This window comes from Curtobacterium caseinilyticum (assembly GCF_030363035.1).
Lineage (GTDB): Bacteria > Actinomycetota > Actinomycetes > Actinomycetales > Microbacteriaceae > Curtobacterium > Curtobacterium caseinilyticum.
Genome location: NZ_JAUCMN010000001.1, coordinates 363,288 through 385,262, shown reverse-complemented (window position 1 = coordinate 385,262; position 21,975 = coordinate 363,288). Strand labels below are relative to the sequence as shown.

Annotated in this window: 20 protein-coding genes; 19 read left to right on the top strand and 1 reads right to left on the bottom strand. The window is 70.5% G+C overall.

Annotated elements, in window-relative coordinates; all coding sequences use genetic code 11:
- The first annotated feature begins 66 nt into the window (after window positions 1-66).
- The 9 genes from argS to prmC all read left to right on the top strand — a co-directional run bounded on the left by argS (window position 67) and on the right by prmC (window position 12,018).
- On the top strand, window positions 67-1,737 hold the full coding sequence (gene argS, locus QUG93_RS01740) for an arginine--tRNA ligase (RefSeq protein WP_289471883.1): 1,671 nt from the start codon (window positions 67-69) through the stop codon (window positions 1,735-1,737).
- 204 nt (window positions 1,738-1,941) lie between these two features.
- Window positions 1,942-2,697: an LmeA family phospholipid-binding protein gene (locus QUG93_RS01735; protein ID WP_289471882.1), complete on the top strand. Its 756-nt coding sequence runs from the start codon at window positions 1,942-1,944 to the stop codon at window positions 2,695-2,697.
- Between the two features lie 68 nt (window positions 2,698-2,765).
- A complete protein-coding gene (gene lysA / locus QUG93_RS01730; protein ID WP_289471881.1) occupies window positions 2,766-4,202 on the top strand; it encodes a diaminopimelate decarboxylase in 1,437 nt (478 codons plus the stop codon).
- 47 nt (window positions 4,203-4,249) lie between these two features.
- The gene (locus tag QUG93_RS01725) at window positions 4,250-5,569 is read left to right on the top strand and encodes a homoserine dehydrogenase (RefSeq protein WP_289471880.1); all 1,320 of its coding nucleotides are present in this window, start codon (window positions 4,250-4,252) and stop codon (window positions 5,567-5,569) included.
- A 46-nt stretch (window positions 5,570-5,615) separates the two neighbouring features.
- Window positions 5,616-6,695, top strand: a complete 1,080-nt coding sequence (thrC, locus tag QUG93_RS01720) for a threonine synthase (protein ID WP_289471879.1) — start codon at window positions 5,616-5,618, stop codon at window positions 6,693-6,695.
- Window positions 6,696-6,739: 44 nt separating this feature from the next.
- On the top strand, window positions 6,740-7,684 hold the full coding sequence (thrB, locus tag QUG93_RS01715) for a homoserine kinase (protein WP_289472060.1): 945 nt from the start codon (window positions 6,740-6,742) through the stop codon (window positions 7,682-7,684).
- A 178-nt stretch (window positions 7,685-7,862) separates the two neighbouring features.
- Window positions 7,863-10,037 carry a transcription termination factor Rho gene (gene rho / locus QUG93_RS01710; RefSeq protein ID WP_289471878.1) on the top strand — a complete coding sequence of 725 codons (2,175 nt, stop codon included), beginning with the start codon at window positions 7,863-7,865 and terminating at the stop codon, window positions 10,035-10,037.
- Window positions 10,038-10,040: 3 nt separating this feature from the next.
- The gene (prfA, locus tag QUG93_RS01705) at window positions 10,041-11,123 is read left to right on the top strand and encodes a peptide chain release factor 1 (protein WP_289471877.1); all 1,083 of its coding nucleotides are present in this window, start codon (window positions 10,041-10,043) and stop codon (window positions 11,121-11,123) included.
- A 19-nt stretch (window positions 11,124-11,142) separates the two neighbouring features.
- Window positions 11,143-12,018: a peptide chain release factor N(5)-glutamine methyltransferase gene (gene prmC / locus QUG93_RS01700; protein WP_434533072.1), complete on the top strand. Its 876-nt coding sequence runs from the start codon at window positions 11,143-11,145 to the stop codon at window positions 12,016-12,018.
- Between the two features lie 117 nt (window positions 12,019-12,135).
- Here the strand turns inward: prmC and QUG93_RS01695 are convergent, their stop codons facing one another.
- Complete coding sequence (locus QUG93_RS01695) at window positions 12,136-12,783, bottom strand: HAD family hydrolase (protein ID WP_289471876.1); 648 nt, start codon at window positions 12,781-12,783, stop codon at window positions 12,136-12,138.
- 36 nt (window positions 12,784-12,819) lie between these two features.
- Here QUG93_RS01695 and QUG93_RS01690 point away from each other — a divergent pair, with 36 nt between their 5' ends.
- From QUG93_RS01690 to atpD, 10 genes are all read left to right on the top strand, one after another.
- Window positions 12,820-13,494 (top strand): L-threonylcarbamoyladenylate synthase, encoded by a 675-nt coding sequence (locus QUG93_RS01690; protein ID WP_289471875.1) that lies wholly within the window; start codon window positions 12,820-12,822, stop codon window positions 13,492-13,494.
- Window positions 13,491-14,717 carry an MraY family glycosyltransferase gene (locus QUG93_RS01685; protein WP_289471874.1) on the top strand — a complete coding sequence of 409 codons (1,227 nt, stop codon included), beginning with the start codon at window positions 13,491-13,493 and terminating at the stop codon, window positions 14,715-14,717. Before QUG93_RS01690 ends, QUG93_RS01685 begins: the two co-directional genes overlap by 4 nt.
- Window positions 14,714-15,205 carry a Cg1360 family ATP-synthase-associated protein gene (locus tag QUG93_RS01680; RefSeq protein ID WP_289471873.1) on the top strand — a complete coding sequence of 164 codons (492 nt, stop codon included), beginning with the start codon at window positions 14,714-14,716 and terminating at the stop codon, window positions 15,203-15,205. The genes QUG93_RS01685 and QUG93_RS01680 overlap by 4 nt, the downstream gene beginning before the upstream one ends.
- A gap of 178 nt (window positions 15,206-15,383) precedes the next feature.
- A complete protein-coding gene (gene atpB, locus QUG93_RS01675) occupies window positions 15,384-16,169 on the top strand; it encodes a F0F1 ATP synthase subunit A (RefSeq protein WP_289471872.1) in 786 nt (261 codons plus the stop codon).
- 62 nt (window positions 16,170-16,231) lie between these two features.
- Window positions 16,232-16,468 carry an ATP synthase F0 subunit C gene (gene atpE, locus QUG93_RS01670; RefSeq protein ID WP_027465781.1) on the top strand — a complete coding sequence of 79 codons (237 nt, stop codon included), beginning with the start codon at window positions 16,232-16,234 and terminating at the stop codon, window positions 16,466-16,468.
- 9 nt (window positions 16,469-16,477) lie between these two features.
- A complete protein-coding gene (locus QUG93_RS01665) occupies window positions 16,478-17,032 on the top strand; it encodes a F0F1 ATP synthase subunit B (protein ID WP_289471871.1) in 555 nt (184 codons plus the stop codon).
- 2 nt (window positions 17,033-17,034) lie between these two features.
- Window positions 17,035-17,829 carry a F0F1 ATP synthase subunit delta gene (locus QUG93_RS01660; RefSeq protein ID WP_289471870.1) on the top strand — a complete coding sequence of 265 codons (795 nt, stop codon included), beginning with the start codon at window positions 17,035-17,037 and terminating at the stop codon, window positions 17,827-17,829.
- Between the two features lie 110 nt (window positions 17,830-17,939).
- Window positions 17,940-19,568 (top strand): F0F1 ATP synthase subunit alpha, encoded by a 1,629-nt coding sequence (atpA, locus tag QUG93_RS01655; protein ID WP_289471869.1) that lies wholly within the window; start codon window positions 17,940-17,942, stop codon window positions 19,566-19,568.
- Window positions 19,569-20,471, top strand: a complete 903-nt coding sequence (locus QUG93_RS01650) for a F0F1 ATP synthase subunit gamma (protein ID WP_289471868.1) — start codon at window positions 19,569-19,571, stop codon at window positions 20,469-20,471.
- Window positions 20,472-20,519: 48 nt separating this feature from the next.
- The gene (gene atpD / locus QUG93_RS01645) at window positions 20,520-21,974 is read left to right on the top strand and encodes a F0F1 ATP synthase subunit beta (protein ID WP_289471867.1); all 1,455 of its coding nucleotides are present in this window, start codon (window positions 20,520-20,522) and stop codon (window positions 21,972-21,974) included.
- Window position 21,975: the final 1 nt, after the last annotated feature.

Here is a 21,975-nt window from a genome sequence, read left to right as displayed (position 1 = left end):
CATGATGCTGCACGACGTCCGGCCCCGGCCCCGAGTCCGCTGGGCGTCCCGGTAGACTCGACCCTCGTGACTCCTGCCGAACTCTCCGCCGCGTACCTGTCGATCCTGACCGGGATCGTCGAGCGACGAGGCGCGTCCGACACCGTGACGATCGGGGAGTCCCACGTGGCCCTCGAGCGGCCGAAGAACCGCGCGCACGGCGACTGGGCGTCGAACGCCGCGATGCAGCTCGCGAAGCGCCTCGGCACGAACCCGCGCGAGCTCGCGACCGAGATCGCCGGGGAGCTGACCGAGCTCGACGGTGTGGCGTCGGTCGACGTGGCCGGCCCGGGCTTCATCAACATCACGCTCGAGGCCGCGGCCGCCGGTGCGATCGCCCGCACCATCGTCGACTCCGGCTCGGCGTTCGGGCGTGGCGACCTGTACGACGGCGTCCGCATCGACCTCGAGTTCGTCTCGGCGAACCCGACCGGCCCGATCCACATGGGCGGCGTGCGCTGGGCCGCCGTCGGTGACAGCCTCGCCCGCGTGTTCGAGGCACAGGGCGGCCTCGTCACCCGCGAGTACTACTTCAACGACCACGGCGCGCAGATCGACCGCTTCGCCCGGTCCCTCGTCGCCTCCGCGCTCGGCGAGCCGACCCCCGAGGACGGCTACGGCGGCGCGTACATCGCCGAGATCGCCGCGCGCGTGATCGCGACGCTGCCGGCCGGCACCGACGTGACGGACCTGCCGCGCGACGAGGCGCAGGAGCTGTTCCGCCGCGAGGGCGTCGACTTCATGTTCGCGGACATCAAGTCGTCGTTGCACGACTTCGGCGTCGACTTCGACGTCTACTTCCACGAGAACTCCCTGCACGAGTCGAAGGCCGTCGAGCGGGCCATCGAGCGGCTGCAGTCGCTCGGCAAGATGTACGAGGCCGAGGGCGCGCTCTGGCTCCGCACGACCGACTTCGGCGACGACCGCGACCGCGTGGTGATCAAGTCCGACGGGCAGCCGGCCTACATCGCGGGCGACCTGGCGTACTACCTCGACAAGCGCGAGCGCGGGTTCGAGCGGAACCTCATCATGCTCGGCGCGGACCACCACGGCTACGTCGGCCGGATGATGGCGATGTGCGCGGCCTTCGGCGACGAGCCGGGCACGAACCTCGAGATCCTGATCGGGCAGATGGTCAACCTGCTCAAGGACGGCGAGCCGATGCGCATGTCGAAGCGTGCCGGCACGATCGTCACGATGGAGGACCTCGTCGACGCCGTCGGTGTGGACGCCGGCCGGTACGCGCTCGTCCGGTTCGCCAGCGACACCGCGATCGACATCGACCTCGACCTGCTCACGAAGCGGACCAACGACAACCCGGTCTTCTACGTGCAGTACGCCCACGCCCGCACGCAGTCCGTGGCCCGCAACGCCGCTGCCTCGGGCGTGGACCGCTCGGCGTTCGACGCGTCGCTGCTCACCCACGAGACCGAGGGGGCGCTGCTCGGGGCGCTGGCGGAGTACCCGCGGGTGGTGCGCCAGGCGGCCGAGCTCCGCGAGCCGCACCGCATCGCGCGCTACATCGAGCAGCTCGCCGGCCTCTACCACCGCTGGTACGACGCCTGCCGCGTGACGCCGCTCGGGGACGAGGCCGTGACCGACCTGCACCGCACGCGCCTGTGGCTGAACGACGCCACCGGCCAGGTCGTCCGCAACGGCCTCGGCCTGCTCGGGGTGAGCGCGCCCGAGCGCATGTAGCGCAGGGTCGCAGCGGGGCGGAGCGGGGCGCGCGACGCGCGCACCCGGCTCGCGGGAACCAGGTTCCGGACACGACACCGCGTTCTTCCACGGTGCTGTGTCCGGAACCTGGTTCCGCCGTCGCGCCCGCCCGCCCGCCGCGCCCGCCGGGCCGCACCCGCGCCTCCAGGCCGGCTGCCGGAGGAGCCTGGCAGGGTGGGACGCATGTCCGCAGCCACCGAACCCACCCGGAAGCGCCGTCGCTGGCCCGTCGTCCTCGTCGTGGTGGTGCTCGTGCTCGCCGCCCTGGTCGTCGTCGCCGAGCTCGTCCTGCGCAGCGTGGTGGACCGGATCATCGCGGACCAGGTCGAGCAGTCGCTGCCCGAGGGCGCGACCGGCGAGGTCACCGCGCACGCCGACGGCATCGTCGTCCCGCAGCTCCTCGCCGGCACGCTCGACCGGGTCGACATCTCCTCGGAGCGGCTGACGGTCGACGGGGTCCCGCTCGCCGCCGACGTCACCGTGCACGACGTCCCGGTCGACGGCAAGGGCGACGTGCACGACGTGGACGGGCACGTGACCCTGGCAGCGTCGAGCCTGAAGGACCTCGCGAAGTACAGCCCGCTGTTCGACCGGATGCGGCTCGTCGACGGCGGCGTGGAGCTGTCCGGCTCGACCGCGGTGCTCGGCTACGACATCACCTACGCGGCGACGGGACGGGTCGTCGCCCAGGCCGACGGGCGGGGGGTCACGATCACCCCGCGGAGCGTCCGCATCACGAACTCGGCGCTCGGGCTCGGCGTCGACTCGATCCCCGGGGTCACGAACGTCCCGGTCGAGGTCTGCACCGCCCGCTTCCTCCCCGAGCAGCTCCGCGTCAGGTCGCTCGACATCAGCGCGCAGCACGCCACCGTGCGCGTCACCGCCGACACGCTGCCGCTCACGGAGCAGGGACTCCGCACGGTCGGTACCTGCGACTGAAGGGGAGCGCGGCCGGCGGGCGTAACACCGGACGGGAGGCACGCCCCGGCTCGCTAGGATCGGGTCCCGTGAGCGCGAACCCCCTTGCCCCGCCGCGGTTGCGGTTCCCGGACGACGCCTCCGCGCTGACCGCGCGGATCTGGCCGGCGTCGGCGACGCGCACCGACGACGGCGAGCTCGCGATCGGCGGGATCTCCGCCTCCGCCCTCGTCGAGCAGTTCGGCTCGCCCCTCTACGTGGTCGACGAGCGCGACGTGCAGGCCCGCGCGGCCCGCGTCCGCACCGCCTTCACCGAGGCGTTCGGGCGCATCGGGACCCGGGCCCACGTCTACTACGCCGCGAAGGCCTTCTTCACGACGCAGGTCGCCGCCTGGATGACCGAGGCCGGGCTCCGGCTCGACGTCTGCACGGCCGGCGAGCTCGCGGTCGCACTGGCCGGCGGCGCGGACCCGGCGATGCTCGGCTTCCACGGCAACGACAAGTCGGACGCCGAGATCGCCCGTGCGGTCGAGGTCGGGCTCGGCACGATCGTGCTCGACAGCCACGAGGAGATCGGGCGTGTCGCCCGGGCGGCTGCCGACGCGGGCACCGTCCAGCGCGTCCGCATCCGGATCAACAGCGGCGTGCACGCCTCGACGCACGAGTACCTCGCCACGGCACGCGAGGACCAGAAGTTCGGCATCCCCCTGACCGAGGCCGTCGACGCCGCCGCGGCCGTCCGCGCCGAGCCGTCGCTCGCGTTCGTCGGGCTGCACTCGCACATCGGGTCGCAGATCTTCGACGAGTCCGGGTTCCGCGAGGCCGCGCGGCGGCTCATGGACGTGCACGCCGAGCTCGTCGCGTCCGGGCCGGTGCCGGAGCTCAACCTCGGCGGTGGCTGGGGGATCGACTACACCGAGGCCGACTCGGCGTTCGCGCCCGAGGACGTGGCCGAGGCCCTCGCGTCCATCGTGGCCGAGGCCTGCGCCGAGCGTGGCATCCCGGTGCCCGAGGTCGCGGTCGAGCCGGGGCGGTACATCGTCGGCCCCGCCGGCGTGACGCTCTACCGGGTCGGCACCATCAAGCCGGTGACGCTCTCCGACGTCGACGCGGGCCAGGACCACACCGGCGTCCCCGGCGCCACGGCCACCCGGACGTACGTCTCGGTCGACGGGGGCATGAGCGACAACGCACGCCCGGCGCTGTACGGCGCCGACTACACAGCCCGGCTGGCGCGGACCTCGGACGCGCCCGCGGTCCTGACCCGGGTCGTCGGGAAGCACTGCGAGTCAGGCGACGTCGTGGTGCACGACGAGTACCTGCCCGGTGACGTGCACCGTGGCGACCTGCTCGCCGTCGCCGCGACCGGTGCCTACTGCTGGTCGCTGTCGAGCAACTACAACCACGTCGGACGCCCGCCGGTCGTCGCGGTCGCGGACGGCACAGCCCGTATCCTCGTCCGTGGCGAGTCGATCGACGACCTGCTCGCCCGCGACACGGGGGTCGTCGCCGGCTCCGGCCGCTGACCCCGACCGACCAGGGCTGACACCCGTCCCACAGGAATGCGCACCACATGATCGAATACCGCAACGTCCGCGTCGCGCTGCTCGGAGCCGGCTCCGTCGGTTCCCAGGTGGCGCGCCTGCTCCTCGAGCACGGTGACGAGCTGGCCTCGCGCGCCGGTGCCGGCCTCGAGCTGGTCGGCATCGCGGTGCGGGACGTGGACGCGCCGCGCGACGTCGACCTGCCGAAGGACCTCTTCACGACGGACGCGCAGTCGCTCATCCTCGGCGCGGACATCGTGGTCGAGCTCATCGGCGGGATCGAGCCCGCCCGGACCCTCGTGCTCCAGGCCCTGCAGTCCGGTGCCGACGTCGTCACCGGCAACAAGGCGCTCCTCGCCACGCACGGCCCGGAGCTGTTCGCGGCTGCCGAGCAGGTCGGCGCGCAGCTGTACTACGAGGCCGCCGTCGCCGGAGCGATCCCGATCATCCGCCCGCTGCACGACTCGCTCGCGGGTGACCGCATCGAGCGCATCATGGGCATCGTCAACGGCACGACGAACTTCATCCTCGACCTGATGGACCGCGAGGGCTCGACGTTCGAGGCCGCCCTCGCCACCGCGACCGAGCTCGGGTACGCCGAGGCCGACCCGACGGCCGACGTCGAGGGCTACGACGCCGCGCAGAAGGCCGCGATCCTGGCCTCGCTCGCGTTCCACACCTCGGTGCCGCTCGCCGCCGTCCACCGCGAGGGCATCACCGCCGTCACCATCGAGCAGGTGCGTGCCGCGCGCAAGGCCGGGTACGTCGTGAAGATCCTGGCGACCGCCGAGCGCCTGACCGACGCGGACGGCGTCGAGGGGGTCAGCGCGCGCGTCTACCCGGCGCTCGTACCGGAGTCGCACCCGCTCGCGAGCGTGCACGGTGCGAAGAACGCCGTGTTCGTCGAGGCCGAGGCCGCCGGCGACCTCATGTTCTACGGCGCCGGTGCCGGAGGTGTCGAGACCGCGTCCGCCGTGCTCGGCGACCTGGTCTCCGCCGCCCGACGGCACGTCATCGGCGGTCCGGGCGTCGCCGAGTCGACCCGGTCGGCGCTGCCGGTCTTCCCGATCGGCACCGTGCGGACCCGCTACCAGATCACGCTCCACGTGGCGGACGCCCCCGGCGTGCTCTCCACGGTCGCAGGCGTCCTGGCGAAGCACGGCGTGAGCGTCGAGACCGTCGAGCAGTCCGCGGCCACCGACCCGGGCGACGGCACGGCCGGCACCGCCACCCTCGTCATCGGCACGCACCTCGCCCGCGAGTCCGACCTGGCCGCCACGGTCGTCGCGCTCCGAAACGAGGACGTCGTCGTCGAGACCACCAGCGTCCTGCGGGTCGTCGGGGCGTGAGCCCCGGTCCGCGGAACCCGAGCAACACACGAACAAGGAGAGCCTGATGGCCCACCAGTGGCAGGGAGTCCTGCGCGAGTACGCCGACCGTCTCGACGTCACCGAGGCGACGCCCGTCGTCACCCTCGGCGAGGGCGGCACCCCGCTCATCCCGGCGCGCCGACTCTCCGAGCGGACCGGTGCCGAGGTCTACGTCAAGTACGAGGGCATGAACCCGACCGGGTCGTTCAAGGACCGCGGCATGACGATGGCGATCTCGAAGGCCGTCGAGCACGGGGCGAAGGCCGTCATCTGCGCCTCGACCGGCAACACGAGCGCCTCGGCTGCCGCGTACGCCACGCACGCGGGCATCACCGCAGCGGTGCTCGTCCCCGAGGGCAAGATCGCGATGGGCAAGCTCAGCCAGGCCGTCGCGCACGACGCACAGCTGCTGCAGGTCCAGGGCAACTTCGACGACTGCCTCGACATCGCACGCGACCTCGCCGCCAACTACCCGGTGCACCTGGTCAACTCGGTGAACAACGACCGCATCGAGGGGCAGAAGACCGCCGCGTTCGAGGTCGTCGACGTCCTCGGCGACGCGCCGGACTTCCACTTCCTGCCGGTCGGCAACGCGGGCAACTACACCGCGTACTCGCGCGGCTACCGCGAGGACGTCGCCGCCGGCCGCTCGACGCGGATGCCGCGCATGTTCGGCTTCCAGGCCGCCGGCTCCGCTCCGATCGTCTCCGGTGAGGTCGTCCGTCACCCGGACACCATCGCCTCGGCGATCCGCATCGGCAACCCGGCCTCGTGGCAGTACGCGCTCGAGGCCCGCGACGAGACCGACGGCTACTTCGGTGCGATCACCGACGAGGGCATCCTCGCCGCGCACCGCATCCTGTCCGCCGAGGTCGGCGTCTTCGTCGAGCCCGCGTCGGCGATCGGTGTCGCCGGTCTGCTCGAGCGGGCCGACGCCGGTGTCGTGCCGCAGGGCGCGAAGGTCGTCATCACGGTGACCGGTCACGGCCTCAAGGACCCGCAGTGGGCCCTGCGCACGGAGGACGGCGGCGAGGTCGCCCCGACGAGCGTGCCCGTCGACACGAAGTCGGTGGCGGAGGTCCTCGGACTGGTCGGCCCCGCGTGAGCCTCGACCGCTCGTCCGGACCGGGGGAGGGCACGACCGCCCGCATCGCTGTACCGGCCGGACGGGCGGTCCGCGTGCGCGTCCCGGCGACCTCTGCGAACCTCGGTCCCGGCTTCGACTCGCTCGGCCTGGCCCTGGCGGTGTACGACGAGGTGGTCGTGCGCGTCCGCCCCGAGCCCGGCGCCACCGTGACGGTCGAGGGCGTCGGCGCCGGCGAGGTCGCCACCGACGACACCAACCTGGTGGTGCAGGCGGTCCGCCGAGGGCTCGCGCACGCCGGTGTGGAGCAACCAGGGCTCGAGCTGCACGCGGTCAACGCGATCGCGCACGGCCGCGGCATGGGGTCGTCCGCAGCCGCGATCGTCGCCGGCCTGATGGCTGCACGGGGCCTGCTCGCGGGGGTCGTCGACCTCGACGCCTCGACCCTGCTCACCCTGGCCACCGAGATGGAGGGTCACCCCGACAACGTCGCTCCGGCGCTCTTCGGCGGCCTCACCATCGCCTGGATGACGGCCGAGGGACCCGCGGTCAAGCGCCTGCTCGTGCACCGCGGTGTCTCGCCCGTGGTGTTCGTGCCGACCTCGACGCTGTCGACGAAGCTCGCCCGGTCCCTGCAGCCCGCCAGCGTCCCGCACGAGGACGCCGCGTTCAACGTGTCCCGCTCGGCGCTGCTCGTCGCCGCGCTCATCCAGAGCCCGGAGTTGCTGCTCGCCGCGACCGAGGACCGGTTGCACCAGTCGTACCGGGCCAGCGCGATGCCCGAGACGGACGCGCTGATCGGGTTGCTCCGGCAGCACGGCCTCGCCGCCGTGGTGTCCGGCGCCGGACCGAGCATCCTCGTCCTCGGCAGCGACCCGGCACAGCGGCTCACCGCGGCCGACCTCGTGGAGCGACACGCCCAGTCGGACTGGCGGGCGCTCATGCTGGCCGTGGACCTCGGTGGTGCTACAGTGGTGCCGCACTCGGCGCTCGAAGCCGATCCCGCGTAGGCGCACGGACTGATCCGGACCGGATCCATCAGCGCTGGCGCAGGGTCCGGTGCGCGGGGGCACTCTCTTTCAGATCACCGAATCCCGGTCCGTCGTCTGAACGACGGTCGCAGCGCATTCCCAGCGCCGGGACGGTGGAAACTCTCCGCGTTCTGCGGTTCGAAAGGAAACACCCACCTTGACGAACGTCAACGACTCCACCGCGGTGGAGATCCCCAGCGACCTGCGCGCGCTCCGCCTGCCGGAACTCCAGCGCATCGCTTCCTCGCTCGGCATCACCGGGCTCTCCAAGCTCCGCAAGGGCGACCTCATCGCGTCGATCGAGGACAAGCGCCCGGCCGCCGACGACGCTGCGGTCACCGACTCCGCCGACGCCGGCGCCGCCGCAGTCGCCGAGGAGCCCGTCGTCACCGAGCAGCCGACGCTGGCCGCTCCGACGACGTCCCCGGCTGCCGAGGAGCCGACGACCACGTCGGCACCGTCCGCCGACGCCCCCGCCGAGCCCGAGCAGCCCGCGCGTGGTCGTCGGTCGCGCCGTGCCTCGTCGAGCGGCACCGTGACCGCCGAGCCGACCTCGGCCGCCGAGCACACCAACCACGGGCACACCGGCACCGAGGACCTCCTCGCGGGCCTCGACCAGGTCCGCGCCGAGAAGGACGCCGAGGAGGCCGCGCAGTCCGGCCGTCGTCGCGGCCGCCGCGGTGGCCAGGACGCCCAGCAGCAGGGTCAGCAGGACGACGCGCAGCAGGACGCCGGCCAGGAGGCACGCACCGCGTCCGCCGACCAGCCCACGTCCGCACCCGAGCAGGACGACCAGTCCGACCAGCAGGGCGAGGGCGGCTCGCGTCGCGGTCGTCGCAGCCGTGGCCGCGGCCGCGGTCGCGGGCAGAACGCGGACGCCGGCGAGCAGCAGAACGGTGCGCAGCAGAACGGCGAGCAGCAGAACGGCCAGCAGCAGGGCCAGCAGAACGGCCAGCAGCAGAAGCAGGGCGGCAAGCAGGACGAGCAGAAGTCCGGTGACGCCAAGCAGGACGACCGCCAGCAGCCGAAGCAGAACGGCCAGCAGAAGCAGAACGGCCAGCAGCAGAACGTCGACGAGGCCGAGAGCGGCCGCGGTCGCCGTCAGCGCGACCGCAAGCGCGGCCGTGGCGGCCAGAACGACGACTTCGAGCCGGAGATCACCGAGGACGACGTCCTGATCCCGATCGCGGGCATCCTCGACGTGCTCGACAACTACGCGTTCGTCCGTACGACCGGCTACCTGCCCGGCCCGAGCGACGTCTACGTGTCCCTCGGTCAGGTGAAGAAGTACCACCTGCGCAAGGGCGACGCGGTCGTCGGTGCGATCAAGCAGCCGCGGGACAACGAGCAGCAGAGCCGTCAGAAGTACAACGCGCTCGTCAAGGTCGACACCGTCAACGGGCAGACCGCCGACGAGGCCGCCGCGCGCGTCGACTTCCAGGACCTCACGCCGCTGTACCCGAACGAGCGCCTGCGCCTCGAGACCGAGCCGCAGAAGATCTCGACGCGGATCATCGACCTCGTCGCGCCGATCGGCAAGGGCCAGCGCGGTCTCATCGTCTCGCCGCCCAAGGCCGGCAAGACCGTCGTGCTGCAGGCCATCGCGAACGCGATCGCGAAGAACAACCCCGAGGCGCACCTCATGGTCGTCCTGGTGGACGAGCGGCCCGAAGAGGTCACCGACATGCAGCGCTCGGTGAAGGGCGAGGTCATCGCCTCGACCTTCGACCGGCCCGCCGAGGACCACACGACGGTCGCCGAGCTCGCCATCGAGCGTGCGAAGCGCCTCGTCGAGCTCGGCCACGACGTCGTCGTGCTGCTCGACTCGATCACCCGCCTCGGCCGCGCCTACAACCTGGCGACGCCGGCCTCCGGCCGCGTGCTCTCGGGTGGCGTGGACTCGGCGGCGCTGTACCCGCCGAAGCGCTTCTTCGGCGCCGCGCGCAACATCGAGGACGGCGGCTCGCTGACCATCCTCGCGACCGCGCTCGTCGAGACCGGCTCGAAGATGGACGAGGTGATCTTCGAGGAGTTCAAGGGCACCGGCAACATGGAGCTCCGCCTCAACCGTCACCTCGCCGACAAGCGGATCTTCCCGGCCGTCGACATCAACGCGTCCGGCACCCGTCGCGAGGAGCAGCTGCTCTCCGCCGACGAGGTCGCGATCACCTGGCGCCTGCGCCGGGCACTCGCGGGGCTCGACCCGCAGCAGGCGCTCGACGTGGTCCTCCGGAACCTCAAGGAGACCCAGTCGAACGTCGAGTTCCTGGTCCAGATCCAGAAGTCGGTGCCGGCGACCAACGGTCACCACGGCAGCGGCCACCAGGAGTAACGCGTGTTCGAGTCGGTGGCTGGGCTGCTGGCGGAACACGAGGACCTGACGCAACAGCTGTCGGACCCCGCGCTCCACGCCGATGCGGCCCGCGCGAAGAAGGTGAACCGGCGCTACGCCGAGCTCAACCAGATCAAGTCGGCGTACGAGGCCTGGCAGGCGGCGGGGGACGACCTCGCCGCCGCCCAGGAGCTCGCCCGCGAGGACGAGGCGTTCGCGGACGAGGTCCCGGCGCTCCAGGAGCAGCTGTCGGAGCGCCAGGAGCGCCTCCGGCGGCTGCTCATCCCACGGGACCCGGACGACGGCCGTGACGTCATCATGGAGATCAAGGGCGGCGAGGGCGGCGAGGAGTCGGCGCTCTTCGCGGCCGACCTCCTGCGCATGTACTCGCACTACGCCGAGACGAAGGGGTGGAAGGTCGAGCTCCTCGAGCGCACCGAGTCCGACCTCGGCGGCTACAAGGACGTCCAGGTCGCGATCAAGTCGAACGCGACCGACCCGTCCCAGGGCGTCTGGGCGCACCTGAAGTACGAGGGCGGCGTGCACCGCGTCCAGCGTGTGCCGGCGACCGAGTCGCAGGGGCGCATCCACACCTCGACCACCGGCGTGCTGGTGTTCCCCGAGGTGGACGAGCCGGAGGAGGTCCAGATCAACCAGAACGACCTCAAGATCGACGTCTACCGGTCGTCGGGCCCCGGCGGCCAGTCCGTCAACACGACGGACTCCGCGGTCCGCATCACCCACCTGCCCACGGGCATCACGGTGGCGATGCAGAACGAGAAGTCGCAGCTGCAGAACCGCGAGGCCGGCATGCGCGTGCTGCGTGCCCGCATCCTGGCCCGCCAGCAGGAGGAACTCGACGCCATCGCCTCGGACGCGCGCAAGTCGCAGATCCGCGGCATGGACCGTTCAGAGCGCATCCGCACGTACAACTTCCCGGAGAACCGGATCGCGGACCACCGCACCGGCTACAAGGCGTACGACCTGGACCGCGTGATGAACGGTGCGCTCGAGCCCGTCATCCAGTCCGCCATCTCGGCGGACGAAGAGGCACGCCTGGCCGCCATCGGCGACCAGGACGCCTAGACCCGCACGGGAGGCACGGATCACCACCGACACCCGGCCCACGACCGCAGCGGATCGCCTCCTGGACGAAGCGACCGTTGCGCTCGTCGCGCACGGGGTCCCGACCCCGCGCGTGGACGCCGAACTCCTGCTCGCCTGGGCGACGGACACGTCGCGCGGTGCCGTGCAGGCCCGCGCACTGACCGGCGGGGCGATCGCGGGGGAGCACGTCGAGCGCTTCCGTCACGCGGTCGCCCGTCGGACCACCCGCGAGCCGCTGCAGCACATCACGGGCGAGGCGCACTTCCGCGCGCTGACCCTGTCGGTCGGGCCTGGCGTCTTCGTGCCCCGACCCGAGACCGAGGGCGTCGTGCAGTTCGGCATCGACGCGCTCCGGGCCACGGCCGTGCCGGAACCGGTGGCGGTCGACCTGGGCTCGGGCAGCGGGGCGATCGCGATCGCGATGGACACCGAGGTGCCGAACGCGGTCGTGTACGCCGTCGAGCGGTCGCCCGAGGCGTTGCCCTGGACCCGGCGCAACGTGGTCGCCCACGGTGGCACGGTCCGGCTCGTCGAGGGCGACCTCGCAGACGCGCTGCCCGAGCTGGACGGCACGGTCTCCGTGGTCGTGTCGAACCCGCCGTACGTTCCCGACGACATGGTGCCCGTCGATCCCGAGGTCCGCGACCACGACCCGGCGCTCGCGCTGTACGGGGGAGCGGACGGCCTCGACGCCGTCCGGGCCCTCACCGAGACGGCCTGGCGGCTCCTCGTGCCGGGCGGGCTCCTCGTCATCGAGCACGCCGAGCAGCAGGGCGCCGGCGTGCGCGACGTGCTCGCGCGGCGGGGGTTCCGGTCCCCGGAGACCCACGTCGACCTGACGGGTCGCGACCGCACGACCACCGCGACCCGGTAGTCGGGCGCTCCCCGCGCCTCCCGGCCGGCCTGCCCGCGGAACGCAACGTCGACGGATCCGCGCAGCGGTACCTCGCTGCGAGGAAACGCTCGCGTTGCGTGTTGCGGAAGCGGTGGGTCAGACGGTGGCGACCCGCGCCTGCGCGGCGACGAACGCCCGCACCGCCTCGCGCAGGTCGGTGTGCTCCTCGACCAGGACCGCGTGGATGCCGAGCGCACGGGCGGCCTCGACGTTCACCGGCATGTCGTCGGCGAAGAACGCGCGCTCGGCGGGGACACCGTGGTGGGCGAGGGCGCGCTCGAACACCTCGGGCTCGGGCTTCCGTGCGCCGAAGTTGCTCGTCGTGTCGAGGTGCTCGCCGAAGAGCGGGGGCAGGGACGGCGCCCAGCGCCCGATCCACCGACCGGCCAGCGGGCCGTTGTTCGTGAGCAGGCCGACCCGGCCGTGCTCGGCAGCGATCCGCACGGCCTCGATCCGCTCGGGCAGCTCGGTCATCGCCGCGCCACGGATGCGGGCCCAGTCGGTCTCGGGCACCGCGCAGCCCATCGCCTCGGCGAACGCGGCCAGGTACGCGTCACCGTCGGTGAAGTGCCCGGCCTCCGCGCGGGCCTCGTCGCCGCAGTCCCACCAGCGGCGTCGGAGCTCCTCGAAGGTGTGCCCCGTGTACTCGGCGAGGGCTGCCATGCGGACCCGCCAGTCGTACCGGACGAGCACCTCGTCCATGTCGAAGAGGAACAGGAGTCGGGGCGCGGGCGTCTCGTTCACGATGCGACCATTGTGGCGCACTATCATCGTCGAGTCATGGCCTCCCGATACGACTGCACCGACCCCGACGGGCTCCTGACCGGGATGCGGCTCGCACGTGCCGCGCTCGGACGGGGTGAACTCGTCGTCGTCCCCACCGACACCGTCTACGGCGTCGCGGCGGACGCCTTCAGTGCGAGCGCCGTCCAGCGCCTGCTCGACGCGAAGGGCCGGACCCGCCAGTCGCCGCCGCCCGTGCTCATCCCGGGCCCGCCGACGCTCGAGGCGCTCGCGACCGACATCCCGCAGCAGGTCCGGGACCTCGTCGACGAGTTCTGGCCCGGCGGCCTGACCGTGATCCTCCGTGCGCAGCCGTCGCTCGACTGGGACCTGGGGGAGACCCGGGGCACCGTCGCCCTGCGCATGCCCGACTCGCGGATCGCCCTCGAACTCCTGCAGGAGGTCGGACCGCTCGCGGTCTCCTCCGCGAACTCGACCGGTGACCCCGCCGCGATGGACGTCGACCAGGCCGAGTCCATGCTCGGCGACAGCGTCTCGGTCTACCTCGACGGCGGTCCGCTCGCCCAGCACGACGGCTTCGCTGCCTCCACAGGCTCCACGATCGTCGACGCGACCGGGCTGTCGACGGGTGGCAAGCTGACGATCGTCCGACACGGGGTGATCGCCGACGAGGACGTCGTCCGGGTCGTCGGAGCCGACCTCGTCACGTGAAGTACTACCTGCTCGCGGGGGCCATCGCGGCCGTCGTGAGCTTCGTGTGCAGCTGGGCCGTCTGGAAGCTCGGCCTGCGGTACGGCTGGTACCCCAAGGTGCGCGAGCGCGACGTGCACCGGACGCCGACCCCGCGGCTCGGCGGCATCGCGATGTACCTCGGCGTGATCGTGTCCCTGCTCGCGGCGTGGTTCCTCTTCCCGTCGATCGCGGGCACCGACTACTTCCGGCTGGTGTTCTCCGAGCCGGGGCGGGTGATCGCGGTGCTCGCGGGCGCGACGATCATCGTCGTCCTCGGCGTCGCGGACGACATCTGGGACCTCGACTGGATGACGAAGCTCGCCGGGCAGATCATCGCAGCGGGCATCCTCGCGTGGCAGGGCGTGGCGATCGTCTCGCTCCCGATCGGCAACACGCTGGGCGTGGGGTCCTCGTACATGAGCCTGATCTTCACCGTGCTGGCGGTGGTGCTCGTGATGAACGCGGTGAACTTCATCGACGGACTCGACGGACTCGTCGCTGGCGTCGCCACCATCGCCGGCGGCGTGTTCTTCCTCTACACGTTCTTCATCAACCGGGTCGTCGTGCAGACCGAGTTCTTCTTCAACCTGCCGTCGTTGCTGACCGCGGTCCTCGTCGGGGCGTGCTGCGGCTTCCTGGTCCTCAACTGGCACCCGGCGAAGCTCTTCATGGGCGATGCGGGCGCACTCCTGGTGGGCTTCCTGATGGCCACGAGCGCCGTCTCGGTGACGGGCAACATCGACCCGGCGGTGATCCAGACCCGCGAGGCGCTGCTGCCGGCGTTCATCCCGATCCTGCTGCCGTTCGCGATCCTGATCGTGCCGATCCTGGACTTCGGCCTGGCGGTGACCCGTCGTCTGAGCGCCGGGAAGTCGCCCTTCTCGGCCGACCGGAAGCACCTGCACCACCGGCTCCTCGACATGGGCCACTCGCACTTCCACGCCGTGCTGATCTTCTACGCGTGGACGGCCACGGTGGCCTTCGGCTGCCTGCTGTTCCTGTTCGTGGAGTGGTACTGGGTCGTCACGTTCGTCGCGGTGGGCTTCACCGTCTGCGCGATCGCGACGTTCGCCCCGCTCGGCCGGAAGCGCGCGGAGTTCGCCGCGCAGGCCGCCACCCGTTCGAACACGGTGGTCGACGCGAGCCTCGACCCGCTCGACCGTGCCGCCAACGACCGCTCGATCCCTGGAGACCCCTCGTGACCGCACCGAACGCCCTCGACCACGTCCGGCCGGTGTTCCGCCGGATCCTCCTCTGGGCGGCCGTCCTCGCCGTCGCGCTGGCCGTCGTCGGGGGAGTCGTCGGGCTCCTCGTCGCCGGTGGCCCGGGGCTCGCCGGCGGTCTGCTCGGCGCCGTCCTCAGCGTGGTGTTCCTCGGGCTCACCGCGGTGTCCGTGCTCGTCGCCCTGCGGGTGTCGAAGGGGCAGATGATCTCCGGCGCCTTCTTCGGCATCGTGATGGGCACCTGGATCCTGAAGTTCGTGCTCTTCCTGGTCGTCCTCATCGCCCTGCGCGACCGTGCCTGGGTCGACTTCCCCGTGCTCGCCGTCGTGATCATCGTCGGGGTCGTCGGTTCCCTCGTGATCGACGTCGTGGCGGTCGCGAAGGCCCGCATCCCGATCGGGGTCAGCCTGCCCGGCGACGGCTCCGGTGGCTCCGCCGCGGCTGGGAACGACACCCTCCGCCCCTGAGAGCCCGAGAAGCCTCTCGCACCTGATAGGCTTCTCGAAGTCCGCGTCCGGAGCATCGCTCGGAGCGGACGAGCCTCCACAAAGTCCACCATCGCGTGCCGTGTTGCGCGCGCCGACACAGGAGACAGCGCTGCTATCCCACGCTCTTCCCCTGTCCCTCACCGCCGCGGGTAACGCCGTGGCGGCGGGGAGCAGCAAGGCCGCCGAATTCCATGGTCCGTCGATCAACGAGTTCTTCCCGGACCCGATCCTCTTCGCCGGGACCCCGATCGAGATGGACCGCATCGTCCTCATCCGCTTGTTCGCGGTGGCCGTGCTGCTCGTCTTCGCGTTCGTCGGGACGCGCGCTCTGAAGCTGGTCCCGAACCGCGGCCAGGCCTTCATCGAGTACGCGTTCGACGTCGTCCGTCGCAACACCTTCGACAACCTGGGTGAGAAGGACGGCAAGCGCTTCCTGCCGCTCCTCGCGACCATCTTCTTCGGTGTCCTGTTCATGAACCTGACGGGTCTCATCCCGTTCATGAACATCGCCGGCACGAGCCGCATCGCGATGCCGATGATCCTCGCGATCGTCGCGTACGTCGCGTTCATCTACGCGGGTCTGCGCAAGCACCCGGGCACGTTCCTCCGGAACGCGCTCTTCCCGCCCGGTGTGCCGTGGTACCTCTACATCATCGTGACGCCGATCGAGCTCGTCTCGACCTTCGTGCTCCGTCCGGTGACGCTGACGCTGCGACTGCTCATGAACATGGTCGTCGGTCACCTCCTGCTGGTGCTCTTCTTCTCGGCCACCTGGTTCTTCTTCTTCGACGCCGACAGCCTGTTCAAGCTGTTCGGCATCGGGACCCTGGCGTTCGGCATCGCGTTCAGCTTCTTCGAGATCCTCGTCGCTCTGCTCCAGGCGTACGTCTTCATGCTCCTGACCGCGGTGTACATCCAGCTCGCGCTGGCTGACGAGCACTGACCGACCCCTTCTGACCCCCATACGGCACGACATCCGTCGGGCCGCACTCGAAAGGAAAACACGTGGACGCAACGACCGTTCTCGCGGAGATCAACGGCAACATCGCGACGGTTGGCTACGGCCTCGCTGCGATCGGCCCGGCCATCGGCGTCGGCATCGTCGTCGGCAAGACGATCGAGTCCGTCGCTCGCCAGCCCGAGCTCCAGGGCCGCCTGACGACCCTCATGTACATCGGTATCGCCTTCACGGAGGCCCTGGCCTTCATCGGTATCGCGACGTACTTCATCTTCACCAACTAAGGCTTCTCGATGCAGACTGCACTCATCATCGCGGCGGAGGAGACCCACAATCCGCTGATCCCACCGGTGTACGACATCGTGTGGTCCGCGGTGGCCTTCGTCATCATCTTCCTCGTGATGTGGCGCGTCGTGACGCCGCGCATCACGAAGATGCTCGATGAGCGCACCGAGGCCATCGAGGGTGGCATCAAGAAGGCGGAGGCCGCTCAGGAGCAGGCCGCCGCTGCACTCGACGAGTACAACAAGCAGCTCGCGGACGCGCGTGCCGAAGCCTCGCGCATCCGTGAGCAGGCCCGTGCCGACGCGACCGCGATCGGCAACGAGGTCCGCGAGCAGGCGCAGGCCGATGCAGCACGCATCACCGCCAACGCGCAGGCGCAGATCGAGGCCGAGCGTCAGAGCGCGCTCCAGTCGCTGCGGAGCGAGGTGGGCACCCTCGCCCTCGACCTCGCCTCCGGCGTGATCGGGGAGTCGCTCAAGGACGACGCGAAGTCGGCTGCGGTCGTGGACCGCTTCCTCGCCGACCTCGAGGCCTCGCAGGGCCAGTCGGCTGGGGAGCGCTGAGCATGCGCAGCGCCACCAGGGAAGCACTCTCCTCGACGCGTGCGGTGCTCGCCGACCTCGGCGGGTCCGTCGACCTCGGGACGGGTGTCGAGATCCTCGCCGCAGGGCGTGCGATCGCCGGGGCGTCGCAGCTGCTCGGTCTGCTGGCCGACCCGACCGCGGACGTCGTCGGCAAGAAGGTCCTCGTCGACCGCGTCTTCGCCGGTCAGTCCGAGGCGACGCGCGCGGTGCTGACCGCGGTGGCCGGCTCGCGCTGGTCCTCGCAGTCGGACCTGCTCGCCGGCATCGAGGACGCGGGCATCCGCGCCGTCGCCGGTACCGCGTCGTCGGAGACGTCGATCGAGGCCGAGCTGTTCTCCTTCGAGACCGCCGTCCGCTCGGACGCGGCGCTCGAGCTGGCGCTGGGCACCAAGCTCGGTAGCCCGGCGGAGAAGGGCGCGCTCGTCGAGCGGCTCATCGGGTCGAAGGTCTCGCCGCAGACCACCGCGATCCTCGAGCACCTCGTGCAGCAGCCGCGTGGCCGCCGCATCGGTGAGATCGTCCGCGACGCGTCACGCATCGTGGCCGACCAGGCCGGCAAGGTGGTCGCGACGGTCATCACCGCCGCTCCGCTCTCGGACGGCCAGGCGGCTCGTGTCGCCCGCGGCATCGCCGAGCGGTACGGCAAGGACGTCAGCGTCAACCAGGTCGTCGACCCCGCGGTCGTCGGCGGGGTGCGCGTGCAGGTCGGTGGCGACGTCATCGACGGCACGGTGTCCACCCGCCTGTCGGAGCTCCGGCTCCAGCTCGCCGGCTGAGCGTACCGTCGAAGCCGACCCCTCCAAGTCCACAACGGGAACTGTCCCCTCACCGGGCAGCATCACCCTCTCGGAGCCGAAGGGCCCCGGAAACCAACAAGGAAAATCCCATGGCAGACATCACCATCAGCCCCGATGAGATCCGTGATGCCCTGAAGGACTTCGTCTCGAACTACGAGCCGACGAAGGCCTCCACGGCCGAGGTCGGGCACGTCACCGACGCCGGCGACGGCATCGCGCACGTCGAGGGCCTCCCCGGCGTCATGGCGAACGAGCTCATCCGCTTCGAGGACGGGACCCTGGGTCTCGCGCAGAACCTCGACGAGGACGAGATCGGCGCCATCGTGCTCGGCGAGTTCGCCGGCATCGAAGAGGGCCAGGAAGTCACGCGGACCGGCGAGGTCCTCTCGGCCCCGGTCGGCGACGGCTTCCTCGGCCGCGTGGTCGACCCGCTCGGCAACCCGATCGACGGTCTCGGCGAGATCCAGGCCGAGGGTCGTCGTGCCCTCGAGCTCCAGGCCCCGGGCGTCATGTCCCGCAAGTCGGTCCACGAGCCGCTCCAGACGGGCATCAAGGCCATCGACGCGATGATCCCCGTCGGCCGCGGTCAGCGTCAGCTGATCATCGGCGACCGCCAGACCGGCAAGACGGCCATCGCGATCGACACGATCATCAACCAGAAGGCCAACTGGGAGTCGGGCGACGCCGAGAAGCAGGTCCGCTGCATCTACGTCGCGATCGGTCAGAAGGGCTCCACGATCGCCTCCGTCAAGGGTGCGCTCGAGGACGCCGGTGCGATGGAGTACACCACCATCGTCGCCGCGCCGGCCTCCGACCCGGCCGGCTTCAAGTACCTCGCCCCCTACACCGGCTCGGCCATCGGCCAGCACTGGATGTACGGCGGCAAGCACGTCCTGATCATCTTCGACGACCTGTCGAAGCAGGCCGAGGCCTACCGTGCGGTGTCGCTCCTCCTGCGTCGTCCGCCGGGCCGCGAGGCGTACCCGGGTGACGTCTTCTACCTGCACTCCCGTCTGCTGGAGCGTTGCGCGAAGCTGTCCGACGACCTCGGCGCCGGTTCGATGACGGGTCTGCCGATCATCGAGACCAAGGCGAACGACGTGTCGGCGTACATCCCGACCAACGTGATCTCGATCACCGACGGCCAGATCTTCCTGCAGTCGGACCTCTTCAACGCGAACCAGCGTCCGGCGGTCGACGTGGGCATCTCGGTGTCCCGCGTCGGCGGCGACGCACAGGTCAAGTCGATCAAGAAGGTCTCCGGCACGCTCAAGCTCGAGCTGGCGCAGTACCGCTCCCTCGAAGCGTTCGCGATGTTCGCGTCCGACCTCGACCAGGCGTCGCGTCGACAGCTCGACCGCGGTGCGCGTCTGACCGAGCTCCTCAAGCAGCCGCAGTACTCGCCGTACCCGGTCGAGGAGCAGGTCGTCTCGATCTGGGCCGGCACGAACGGCAAGCTCGACGAGGTGCCCGTCTCCGACGTGCTCCGCTTCGAGGCCGAGCTGCTCGAGCACCTGCGTCGCAACTCGGACGTGCTGACCACGCTGCGCGAGACCAATCAGCTCAGCGACGAGACCGTCGCCGCGATGGACCGCGAGATCGACGCCTTCACGAAGGGCTTCCAGACGAGCGACGGCAAGACGCTCGGCTCGGAGTCGTTCGACGCGGCGGACGCCGAGGACGTCGACCAGGAGCAGATCGTCAAGGGTCGTCGCTAGATGGCGGCACAGGTCCGGGTCTACCGACAGCGCATCAAGTCGGCGAAGACCACGAAGAAGGTCACCCGCGCGATGGAGCTGATCTCGGCGTCGCGGATCCAGAAGGCACAGGCGCGCATGGCCGCGTCCGGTCCGTACTCGCGGGCCGTGACGCGGGCCGTGTCGGCCGTGGCGACGTTCTCGAACGTCGACCACGTGCTGACCACCGAACCCGAGTCGTCGACCCGTGCCGCCGTGGTGCTCTTCACGTCGGACCGCGGTCTGAACGGTGCGTTCAGCTCGAACGTCCTCAAGCAGGGCGAGGAGCTCGCCTCCCTGCTCCGCAGCGAGGGCAAGGACGTGGTGTTCTACCTCGTCGGTCGCAAGGCCGTCGGGTACTTCACCTTCCGTGAGCTCGACTCCGAGCGGCAGTGGGTCGGCGGGACCGACCAGCCCGAGTTCTCGACGGCGAAGGAGATCGGCGACGCGGTCGTGTCGAAGTTCCTCCAGGACACGGCCGAGGGCGGCGTGGACGAGATCCACATCGTGTTCAACCGCTTCCTCAGCCTCGCGACGCAGGAGCCCCAGGTCGTGCGCCTGCTCCCGCTCGAGGTCGTCGAGGGTGTGGAGGAGCCGTCGGACGGCGAGCCCCTTCCGCTCTACGAGTTCGAGCCCGACGCCGACGCCGTCCTCGACGCGCTGCTCCCGGTGTACATCGAGAGCCGCATCTTCAACGCCATGCTGCAGTCGGCCGCTTCCGAGCACGCCGCCCGTCAGAAGGCGATGAAGTCCGCGAGCGACAACGCCGACTCGCTCATCAACGAGTTCACCCGGCTCGCGAACAACGCGCGTCAGGCCGAGATCACCCAGCAGATCTCCGAGATCGTCGGCGGCGCCGACGCCCTCTCGTCGAAGAAGAAGTAGTCCGCGAACGCTCGCGGACAGACACCACCCCTCAGGAAGGCACACGCCATGACCGACACCGCCACCACCGCGGTCGAGACGTCGTCGGCGCCCGGTGTCGGACGGATCGCCCGTGTCACGGGTCCCGTCGTCGACATCGAGTTCCCGCACGACGCCATCCCCGACATCTACAGCCTCCTCTTCACGACGATCACCATCGGTGACCAGTCGCAGGAGATCGGCCTCGAGGTCGCGCAGCACCTGGGCGACGACCTCGTCCGCGCCATCTCGCTGAAGCCGACCGACGGTCTCGTCCGTGGCCAGGAGGTCCGTGACTCGGGCGCTCCGATCTCGGTGCCCGTCGGTGACGTCACCAAGGGCAAGGTCTTCGACGTGCTCGGCAACGTGCTGAACACCGACGAGAAGCTCGAGATCACCGAGCGTTGGCCGATCCACCGCAAGGCCCCGGCCTTCGACCAGCTCGAGTCGAAGACCACCATGTTCGAGACCGGCATCAAGTCGATCGACCTCCTCACGCCGTACGTGCAGGGTGGCAAGATCGGCCTCTTCGGTGGTGCGGGCGTCGGCAAGACGGTCCTCATCCAGGAGATGATCCAGCGCGTCGCGCAGGACCACGGTGGTGTCTCGGTGTTCGCCGGTGTCGGTGAGCGCACCCGTGAGGGCAACGACCTCATCGGTGAGATGGAAGAGGCGGGCGTCTTCGACAAGACCGCCCTCGTGTTCGGCCAGATGGACGAGCCGCCGGGAACGCGCCTGCGCGTGGCCCTGTCGGCGCTGACGATGGCGGAGTACTTCCGCGACGTCCAGAAGCAGGACGTGCTCCTCTTCATCGACAACATCTTCCGCTTCACGCAGGCCGGTTCCGAGGTCTCCACGCTGCTCGGTCGCATGCCGTCCGCGGTGGGCTACCAGCCGAACCTCGCCGACGAGATGGGTGTGCTCCAGGAGCGCATCACCTCGACGCGTGGCCACTCGATCACCTCGCTGCAGGCGATCTACGTGCCGGCTGACGACTACACCGACCCGGCCCCGGCGACCACGTTCGCGCACCTCGACGCCACGACCGAGCTCTCCCGTGAGATCGCGTCGCAGGGTCTGTACCCGGCCATCGACCCGCTGACCTCCACGTCGCGGATCATGGACCCCCGGTACCTGGGTGCTGACCACTACGAGACCGCGACCCGCGTCAAGCAGATCCTGCAGAAGAACAAGGAGCTGCAGGAGATCATCGCGATCCTCGGTGTCGACGAGCTCTCCGAAGAGGACAAGATCACGGTGGAGCGCGCACGTCGCATCCAGCAGTTCCTCTCGCAGAACACCTACATGGCCAAGAAGTTCACGGGCGTCGAGGGTTCGACGGTCCCGCTGAAGGACACGATCGAGTCCTTCCGCGCGATCGCCGACGGCGAGTTCGACCACGTGGCCACGCAGGCCTTCTTCAACGTCGGTGGCATCAACGACGTCGAAGAGAAGTGGGCGCAGATCCAGAAGGAGAACCGCTGAC